General features: G+C 68.1%; 6 protein-coding genes, 1 pseudogene and 1 riboswitch. Of the genes and pseudogenes, 1 reads left to right on the top strand and 6 read right to left on the bottom strand.

Going from position 1 to position 8,623, the window contains the following annotated elements; translation table 11 throughout:
* Positions 1-184: 184 nt before the first annotated feature.
* From JHD63_RS03720 to JHD63_RS03705, 4 genes and pseudogenes are all read right to left on the bottom strand, one after another.
* Positions 185-1,012 carry a Bug family tripartite tricarboxylate transporter substrate binding protein gene (locus JHD63_RS03720; RefSeq protein WP_198969310.1) on the bottom strand — a complete coding sequence of 276 codons (828 nt, stop codon included), beginning with the start codon at positions 1,010-1,012 and terminating at the stop codon, positions 185-187.
* Positions 1,013-1,057: 45 nt separating this feature from the next.
* Entirely contained in the window at positions 1,058-2,098 is a 1,041-nt protein-coding gene (locus JHD63_RS03715) for a LacI family DNA-binding transcriptional regulator (RefSeq protein WP_198969309.1), read from the bottom strand.
* Positions 2,095-2,871, bottom strand: coding sequence for an SDR family NAD(P)-dependent oxidoreductase (locus JHD63_RS03710; protein ID WP_198969308.1), 777 nt, complete (start codon positions 2,869-2,871; stop codon positions 2,095-2,097). The genes JHD63_RS03715 and JHD63_RS03710 overlap by 4 nt, the downstream gene beginning before the upstream one ends.
* A gap of 10 nt (positions 2,872-2,881) precedes the next feature.
* Positions 2,882-3,458: pseudogene (locus JHD63_RS03705) on the bottom strand (histidinol dehydrogenase); the annotation flags it as partial.
* Positions 3,459-3,787: 329 nt separating this feature from the next.
* Positions 3,788-3,868, top strand: a riboswitch (S-adenosyl-L-homocysteine riboswitch).
* Positions 3,869-3,892: 24 nt separating this feature from the next.
* On the opposite strand from JHD63_RS03705, the gene metH reads away from it, so the two are divergent.
* Positions 3,893-6,646 carry a methionine synthase gene (gene metH, locus JHD63_RS03700; RefSeq protein ID WP_198969307.1) on the top strand — a complete coding sequence of 918 codons (2,754 nt, stop codon included), beginning with the start codon at positions 3,893-3,895 and terminating at the stop codon, positions 6,644-6,646.
* Positions 6,647-6,693: 47 nt separating this feature from the next.
* Here metH and JHD63_RS03695 read toward each other — a convergent pair whose 3' ends face one another.
* Both JHD63_RS03695 and JHD63_RS03690 read right to left on the bottom strand, forming a co-directional pair.
* Positions 6,694-7,674 carry a tripartite tricarboxylate transporter substrate binding protein gene (locus JHD63_RS03695; RefSeq protein ID WP_198969306.1) on the bottom strand — a complete coding sequence of 327 codons (981 nt, stop codon included), beginning with the start codon at positions 7,672-7,674 and terminating at the stop codon, positions 6,694-6,696.
* A 38-nt stretch (positions 7,675-7,712) separates the two neighbouring features.
* The gene (locus JHD63_RS03690) at positions 7,713-8,609 is read right to left on the bottom strand and encodes an NAD(P)-dependent oxidoreductase (protein WP_233167558.1); all 897 of its coding nucleotides are present in this window, start codon (positions 8,607-8,609) and stop codon (positions 7,713-7,715) included.
* Positions 8,610-8,623: the final 14 nt, after the last annotated feature.

The following is an 8,623-nucleotide window of genomic DNA, read 5'->3' as shown; positions in this document are numbered from 1 at the left end:
CACGACTGGCAGCAACGGCTTGATCTTTTTGTACAACACCGCGCTAACTTCCTTGTTTCTTTTCTTTCCCATGCACCGTCAACGCGCATCCCGCGCTTGGCGATGACAGGCTTTTGTTAGCCGCTCTAAAGAGGTTCATGGTACGTGGGGGTCGTCGGGGCGGAGTCGCGGTGTCGTCGGCGTGTCACTCGGCCTGGATGCCAGCCTCGCGGATCACCTTGCCCCACTTGGCGACTTCGGCGCGCTGGAACTCGGCGAACGGCGCGGCGACGCGGCCATCGGGCTCCACGCCCATGGTGCGCAGCCGCGCCTGCACCCCGGGAGTGCCGACGATCGCGGCCACCTCGCGCGCCACGCGGTCCACGATAGGCTGCGGTGCGCCGGCGGGCGCGAACACGCCCTGCCAGGACTGCATCTCGAAGCCGGTGACACCGGCTTCGGCCAGCGAAGGCACGCCGGGCAGATCAGCCAGCCGCGCCTTCGACGTGACACCCAGTACCTTCACGCGCTTGCCGTCGATCATCGGGCGGGCGGCGGCCACGGTCTCGAACACCATGTCGATCTGGCCGCCGACCAGGTCCACCATGGCCTGTGAGCCGCCCTTGTAGATGATCTGGCGCAGCTGCGTGCCGGTTAGGCTCTGGTAGAGCTGGCCCGACAGGTGCTGCGAGGTGCCCGCGCCGGCAGTGCCGTAGGTCAGGCTGTCGGGTTTGGCCTTGCGTTCGGCGGTGATCTGCTGCACCGAGTCGAAGCGGCTGCCCGCGGGCACCACCAGCACGTTGCTGACCATGCCGACCAGGTTTACGGGCGCGAAGTCCTTCACCGGGTCGTAGCCCAGATTCTTGGCGATCAGGCGCGCCACGCCGTCGGACACGCCGCCGGTGGAGAACGGCACGACGTAGCGGATCGGCCTGCTGGGCCAGTCGGTCGCCTGGGCAGATACGGCCATTGGGATCAGCGCGGTGGTGGCGAGCAGGGTGGCGGCGCACAGCGTGCGGCGGCTGAACTTCATCGGAATGTCTCCTGGGTATCTAGAAAAGGGGGGGTGAACCTGAGGTCAGGCGCGGGCGGTGTCCGGAGGATCGGCTGGCGGCCGGACGGACTTCCGCAGCACCAGTTCGCACGGCACGACCACGTAGCGCGGCGGCGCATTGCCGAGCATCTGCCCGTGCAGCAGTTCGACCGTGGCGTTCACCATCCTCTCCACGCTCTGCACCACGGTGGTGAGCTGGTAGGCGCCCCAGGCAGCCTGTGGCACGTCGTCGAAGCCGACCACGCTCACGTCTTCGGGCACGCGCAGCTGCAGCTCATTGCGCAGCACGTCCATCGCGGCGATGGCCATGTGGTCATTGGCGACGAAGAGGGCGTCGGGCGGCTCGCCCGTGCCGCTGAACAGCGTGCGCGTCGCGGCTTTCGCGCCGTCGAAGCTGTAGTGGCCTACGGCGCGGCGATATACCTGCGTGCCTGCCTTGGCCAGTGCGCCGGCGAAGCCGCTCTCGCGCTCCAGGCTGGTGGACGAACGCTCCAGTCCGGCGATGAAGGCGATGCGCTCGAAGCCACGCGCCAGCAGCAGCTCGGCCACCAGGGCGCCGCCGCGGCGGTTGTCCGAGGTGACAGCATTGGTGCCGTAGCGCGCCTTGGCGCTGGTGTCGGCCACGCGGTTGAACTGGACGATGGGTATGCCTGAGGCGGCGCAGCTGTTCGCAAGGCTGGGTGACAGCATGGTCGACGCCAGCACGATCCCGTCGACCTGGTACTGCAGGATCTCGGCCATGACCTCGTCGGCCTCGTCCAGGTCGCTGATGAACATCAGCACGTGATAGCCCTGCTTCTGCAGCTTCTGCGATAGGTCCTGGATCACCAGTGGGTAGAACTGGTTTTCCAGATAGCTCATCACCAGCGCCACGATGCGGCTTTGCCGCGTGATCAGGCTGCGCGCCATGGCGTTGGGCCGGTAGCCCAGCGCGGCGGCGGCGGACAGCACCTTGGCGCGCGTCTGCTCCGACACGCTGGCGCCGGGCGTGAAGGTGCGGCTGACGGCCGACTGCGAGACCTGCGCAAGCCGTGCGACTTCCTGCGCGGTGGCGCTGCTCTTCATGCTGCGGTCCAGCCGCCGTCCAGCATCAGCGCGCTGCCCGTGACGAGGCTGGACGCATCGCTGGCCAGGAACACGAACGCACCCATGGTCTCCTCGATCTGGCCGAGGCGGCCCAGCGCGATCTTGTCGAGAACCCATTGGCGGAATGTCGCGTCCTCGAACATGCCACGCGTGAGCTCTGTTTCGATGAAGGTCGGGCACACCGTATTCACGCGGATGTTGGCGCGGCCCAGTTCCCAGGCCAGCGCCTTCGTCATGCCTTCCATGGCGTGCTTGCTGGCGCAGTACAGGGCGCGCCGCGGGCTGCCCACGTGGCCCATCTGCGAGGAGACGTTGATGATGGAGCCGGGCAGGCCGGCCGCCAGCAAGCCCTGCACCACGGCGCGCGCGACATAGAAGGCGGACTTGACGTTGAGGTCGAGTACGGTGTCGATGTCCTCGTCCTGCGTGTCGACCAGCGGCTTGGGGCGGTTGGTGCCGGCGTTGTTGACGAGGATCTGGAACGGGGCGCACGCGGCGAGCTCGCGGGCCACGGCCGCGCGGTCGCTCACGTCCAGCGCCAGCGTTTCGCACGGGCAGCCGGCCTCCTTGAGCATTGCGGCCGCGGCGGCCAGGCCGCCCGCATCGCGCGCGGCCAGCGTCACATGGGCGCCGGCCTGCGCCAGCGCCGTGGCGGCCGCCAGGCCGATGCCGCGGCTGCCGCCGGTGATCAAGGCGCGGCGGCCGTCGACGCGAAAGCCCGGTGCCCTTGGCAACGTCTGTGCGGTGCTCATCGTGACCGCCTCATGCCTTGAGCGGTACCGGCTGGTACCACGGCACCTCGGCCCGCGTGCCGCAGCGGCGCACGCGCAGGCTGGCCTGCTCGCCGTGGCCGGCGAAATTCTCCATGTGGCACAGGCGCGAGCAGCAGGCGCCCATGGCGGCGCTGGCTTCGTCGGTCAGCACCTTCTGGTAGGGGCAGGTCTTGAGGAACTTGCCGACCCACAGGCCGACGGTGTAGCGCGTTCCTGCTGGTGGGCAGCGTGTGGTTGCTGCCGATGACCTTGTCGCCGAAGCTCACGGTGGTGCGCGGGCCGAGGAACAGCGCGCCGTAGTTGGTCATGCCGTTCAGAAAGTATTCCGGGTCGCGCGTCACCACCTGTACATGCTCTGAGGCAATCTCGTCGGCCTTCTTCAGCATCTCTTCCCTGGTATCGCAGACGATGACCTGGCCGTAGCCGGCCCGGCTCCGCGCGGCGATGGCGGCCGTGGGCCGGGTCTTGGGCTGGTGCTCGATCTCGGCCATCGTGTCCCGGGCCAGCTTCTCGCTGTCGGTCAGCAGGATGGACGGCGAGGCTGGCCCGTGCTCGGCCTGGCCCAGGCGGAAGTCGGCCGGGTCCCAGTTGTCGGACTTGCGGCCGTATTCGCGCACGGCGTCATCGCCGCGCGGCTCGATGTCTTTGATGATGCCTTCAACGGTGGCACGGACCTTGGCGTCGTCGTCGGCACGGACTTGCACATCCTTGCCGCGCTTGAGATGTCGGATCATGGGGCTTTCGGAGGGCTCAGGGTCGGAGGGCTTGCGTACGTATTCATGCTGGTTGATTTGCATGCGTATGCAAAAAGGGTTTACCCTAGGGTGTTTCGTCCTCCATGCCGCCCCCCGCGCTGGACGCCGCGGCTGAATCCCAATGGCTAGAATCCGAATGGCTTCCCAAGGAGCGTTGCAGCGGGCCGTCGAAGGTGCCCGTCAGGCTTGGGACCGCGCATCCCCAACGACGCTCACCTGTTTCTTCCGTGTTCCCAGGTGAGCCCATGCCCTCCACTCCTCGCGACGTTTCTCCTCCCCCCATGAAGCTCTCCGGCCTCGAGCCGGTCCTGATCGGCGAGGGCACGCTGTTCGTCAACGTTGGCGAGCGCACCAACGTCACCGGCTCCAAGGCCTTCGCGCGCATGATCCTCAATGGCCAGTACGAGGAGGCGCTGGCCGTCGCACGCCAGCAGGTGGAGAACGGCGCTCAGGTGATCGACATCAACATGGACGAGGCCATGCTCGACAGCAAGGCGGCCATGGTGCGCTTCCTGAACCTGATCGCCTCCGAGCCTGACATCGCCCGCGTGCCGATCATGGTGGACAGCTCCAAGTGGGAGGTGATCGAGGCCGGCCTGCGCTGCGTGCAGGGCAAGGGCATCGTCAATTCCATCTCCATGAAGGAGGGCGTCGAGAAGTTCAAGCACGAGGCGCGCCTCGTGCGCCGCTACGGCGCCGCGGCGGTGGTGATGGCCTTCGACGAGGTGGGCCAGGCCGACACCTTCGCGCGCAAGATCGAGATCTGCGAGCGCGCCTACCGCGTGCTGGTGGACGAGGTCGGCTTCCCGCCCGAGGACATCATCTTCGACCCCAACATCTTCGCCGTGGCCACGGGCATTGAGGAGCACAACAACTACGCGGTCGACTTCATCGAGGCCACGCGCTGGATCAAGCAGAACCTGCCGGGCGCCAAGGTCTCGGGCGGCGTGTCCAACGTGAGCTTCTCGTTCCGCGGCAACGACCCGGTGCGCGAGGCGATCCACACCGTGTTCCTGTACCACGCCATTCAAGCCGGCATGGACATGGGCATCGTCAACGCCGGCATGGTGGGCGTGTACGACGACCTGGAGCCGGTGCTGCGCGAGCGGGTGGAGGATGTGGTGCTCAACCGCCGCCCCGATGCGGGCGAGCGCCTGGTCGAGATCGCCGAGACCGCCAGGAGCGGCGCCAAGGACGAGAGCAGGAAGCTCGAATGGCGCGGCACGGCGGAGCACCCCACGACGGTCGAGCAGCGGCTCACGCACGCGCTGGTGCACGGCATCACCGACTTCATCGTCGAGGACACCGAAGCCGCCTACCGCGCCATCCTCGCCAAGGGCGGGCGGCCGCTGCACGTGATCGAGGGCCCGCTGATGGACGGCATGAACGTGGTCGGCGATCTGTTCGGCGCCGGCAAGATGTTCCTGCCGCAGGTGGTCAAGTCGGCTCGCGTGATGAAGTCCGCCGTGGCCCACCTGCTGCCCTACATCGAGGAAGAAAAGCGCCTGGACGAGGCCGCCGGCCGCGACGTCAGCACCAAGGGCAAGATCGTCATCGCCACCGTCAAGGGCGACGTGCACGACATCGGCAAGAACATCGTCACCGTCGTGCTCCAGTGCAACAACTTCGAAGTGGTGAACATGGGCGTGATGGTTCCGTGCCACGAGATCCTGGCGCGCGCCAAGGTCGAGGGCGCCGACATCGTCGGCCTGAGCGGCCTGATCACGCCCAGCCTCGAAGAGATGCAGTACGTGGCCGGCGAGATGCAGAAGGACGAGCACTTCCGCCTCAGGAAGATCCCGCTGCTGATCGGCGGCGCCACCACCAGCCGCGTGCACACCGCCGTCAAGATCGCGCCGCACTACGAGGGCCCAGTCGTCTACGTGCCCGACGCCTCGCGCAGCGTGAGCGTGGCGCAGAGCCTGCTGTCGGACCAGGCGGCCCGGTACATCGAGGAGCTCAACGCCGACTACGACAAGGTGCGCACCCAGCACGCCAACAAGAAGCAGGTGCCGCTGTGGCCGCTGGCCAAGGCGCGCGCCAACAAGACGCCGATCGACTGGGCGCACTACACGCCGCCGGTGCCCAAGTTCCTGGGCCGGCGCCTGTTCAAGAACTTCGACCTGACCGAACTCGCCCGCTATATCGACTGGGGCCCGTTCTTCCAGACCTGGGACCTGGCCGGCCCTTTTCCGGCCATCCTGAAGGACGAGATCGTCGGCGCCGAAGCGGTGCGCGTGTATGCCGACGGCCAGCGCATGCTCAAGCGCCTGATCGAAGGCCGCTGGCTGCAGGCCAATGCGGTGCTCGGCTTCTGGCCGGCGAACACCGAGCGCGACGACGACATCGTGCTCTACACCGGCGAGGACCGCAGCCAGCCCGCGCTCACCTGGTACGGCCTGCGCCAGCAGACCGAGAAGCAGGCGGTGGACGGCGTCATGCGGCCCAGCCGCTGCCTGGCGGACTTCGTCGCGCCCCGGGACAGCGGGCGCCAGGATTACGTCGGCATGTTCGCGGTCACGGCCGGCATCGGCGTCGAGAAGAAAGAGAAGTACTTCCATGACGACCTGGACGACTACTCCGCCATCATGCTCAAGGCCCTGGCCGACCGCCTGGCCGAGGCCTTCGCCGAATGCCTGCACGAGCGCGTGCGCAAGGACCTGTGGGGTTACGCCGCGGACGAGGCGCTGTCCAACGAGGACATGATCGCGGAGAAGTACCGCGGCATACGGCCCGCGCCCGGCTACCCCGCCTGCCCGGACCACAGCGTGAAGCGGGCCATGTTCGAAGTGATGGGCTGCTCCGACATCGGCATGGGCCTGACCGAGTCGCTGGCGATGACGCCAGCGGCCAGCGTCAGTGGCTTCTACCTGAGCCATCCCGACAGCACCTACTTCAACGTGGGCAAGATCGGGGAAGACCAGCTGGAGGATTCGGCCCGCCGCCGCGGCCTGCCAGAGGCCGAGCTGCAGCGCTTGCTGGCGCCGAACCTGGGCTGAGGTCCCGGCGCCCGCTCACGGTCTGCCTGCAGACCGTGAGTGGCGTCCTACTTGGCGTCCGACCAGGGGGTGGTCTTCCACAGCGCGTTGAAGTCGGCCGTGGCCTTGTCCAGGCGCGTCTTCCAGGCGGGGCCTTCGACGTAGTCCATCTCGGTGAACTGCGCCTGCATCTGCTTCTGGAACTCCGGATCGGCAGCGATCGTACGCATGGCATCGGCCAGCCGGCGCTGTACCGCGGCGGGGATCGCCGCCGGCGCGACGATGCCGCGCTCGGAGTTGAACACCAGGTTCACGCCCTGCTCGTTGAAGCTCGGCACGTCGGGTGCCAGCTGCGAACGCCCCGGACTGGCCTGCCCCAGGATGCGCACCTTCTCCTTGAAGGGCATGACCTCGCCCAGGTTCATGCCGCCGATCACCACATGGCCGCCGAGCACGGCGGTGCGCAGCGGGCCCGCGCCGTTGTAGGGCACGTGGTTGAGCCGCGTGCCGGTGAGGCGCTCGAACAGCACCATGGCAAGGTGGTCGTCCGTGCCCACGCCCGTGGAGCCGTAGCTCAGTTCTCCGGGGTGTGCCTTGGCGTCGGCGACCAGGTCGGCCAGCGTCTTGTACTTGCTGTTCCCGAGCACGCTGAAGGCGCTGGGGTCGCGCACCAGGTTGGCGATGTAGGCGAAGTCGTTGCCCTTGAACTGTGTCTTGCGCTCGATGGGCAGGGTGACCAGGCCCGGCATGTTGGTCATGCCGATCACATAGCCATCGGGCGCGGCCTTGGCCACGTAGGCCAGGCCCAGCTCGCCCGAGGCGCCGACCTTGTTCGTCACCACCACCGGGGTGCCCAGTTGCTTGGTCAGGTGCACGGCCAGCGTGCGCGCCGTGATGTCGGTGCCGCCGCCGGCGGCGAACCCGACTACGAGCTCGACGGGCTTCTCGGGCCAGGCGGCCAGCACTGGCCCGGCGAGCGCCAGCGCGCCCAGTGCCAGCGCGAGGCGGCGGCGCGTACCCGAAAAAAGGGTGGATGGGGTGGAAGTCATATGTCTCCTTGGAAGATTCGTCAGTCGAAAGAGGGGGCTCAGCCGGCCTGCGGGGGCACCGTGGGACGGCCCCAGTCGGCCCAGAGCTTGGCCACGGCTGCGTAGTCGTCGCGGCCATAGCCCGCCGCGGCGGCCATGTCGTAGACGCTGTGCGAGCCCTGGATCGCGAACAGCGGCACCCCCAGCGTCTGGGCCAGCTGCAGGGCCAGCACCGAGTCCTTGCGCGCGGCGTCCAGCGGCATGCCGCCGGCGTAGTCGCCGTTGACGATGCGATCTGCGTAGCGATAGGTCAGCGGACGGTGCAGGCCCATCTGCGCATCCGACAGCAGGGCGATCAATTTCTGGCAGTCCACGCCGGCGGCTGTGGCCATGGCGCCGGCTTCGGCCACCACGATCATCACGGCATGGGCCACGGCGTTGTTGATGACCTTGGCCGCGGCGCCCGCGCCGAGCGCGCCGAAGTAGGTTTGCTTGGCGGCGATGGCGTCGAGCACCGGCTGCGCGCGCGCGATCGCGGCCAGGTCGCCGCCGAGCGCGAGCGAGGCCACGCCCGCCACCATCTGGCCCACGCCGGCCAGGATGGAGGCGTCCACCAGGTCGATGCCGTACGGTGCGAGCAGCGCCTGCGCGGCATGGATGTGCTCGGGATTCACGGTGCTGGTCTCCAGCACCACGGCGCCGCGCGGCAGGTGGGGCGCGATCTGCTGCAGCACCGCCTGCGAGATGGCGGGGCTGGGCAGGCACAGCACCACGGTCTGCGTGCCGGCGAGGTCCGAGGGCGCTGCGATGGGGCTGGCGCCGAACGCCGCCTGGGCGCGCTGCAGTTGGGCCGCATCGAGGTCGAACACCTGCGTGGCGAACTGGCGGCCGATGCGCTCGGCGAGCGGGTAGCCCATGTTGCCGAGGCCGTAGATGGCCACGGGAGAGGATTGCATCATGGTGGTGCGTG

Origin of the sequence: Xylophilus sp. ASV27 (assembly GCF_016428875.1) — a bacterium.
Classification (GTDB): Bacteria; Pseudomonadota; Gammaproteobacteria; order Burkholderiales; family Burkholderiaceae_C; genus Xylophilus.
The sequence above is the reverse complement of the archived record's forward strand: the minus strand, read 5'-3'. Positions and strand labels throughout refer to the sequence as shown.

Coding starts and splice junctions, on each gene's coding strand:
- JHD63_RS03690 (WP_233167558.1), bottom strand. CDS start 8,609: ATGCAATCCTCTCCCGTGGCCATCTACGGCCTCGGCAACATGGGCTAC.
- JHD63_RS03710 (WP_198969308.1), bottom strand. CDS start 2,871: ATGAGCACCGCACAGACGTTGCCAAGGGCACCGGGCTTTCGCGTCGAC.
- JHD63_RS03715 (WP_198969309.1), bottom strand. CDS start 2,098: ATGAAGAGCAGCGCCACCGCGCAGGAAGTCGCACGGCTTGCGCAGGTC.
- JHD63_RS03720 (WP_198969310.1), bottom strand. CDS start 1,012: ATGAAGTTCAGCCGCCGCACGCTGTGCGCCGCCACCCTGCTCGCCACC.
- JHD63_RS03695 (WP_198969306.1), bottom strand. CDS start 7,674: ATGACTTCCACCCCATCCACCCTTTTTTCGGGTACGCGCCGCCGCCTC.
- metH (WP_198969307.1), top strand. CDS start 3,893: ATGCCCTCCACTCCTCGCGACGTTTCTCCTCCCCCCATGAAGCTCTCC.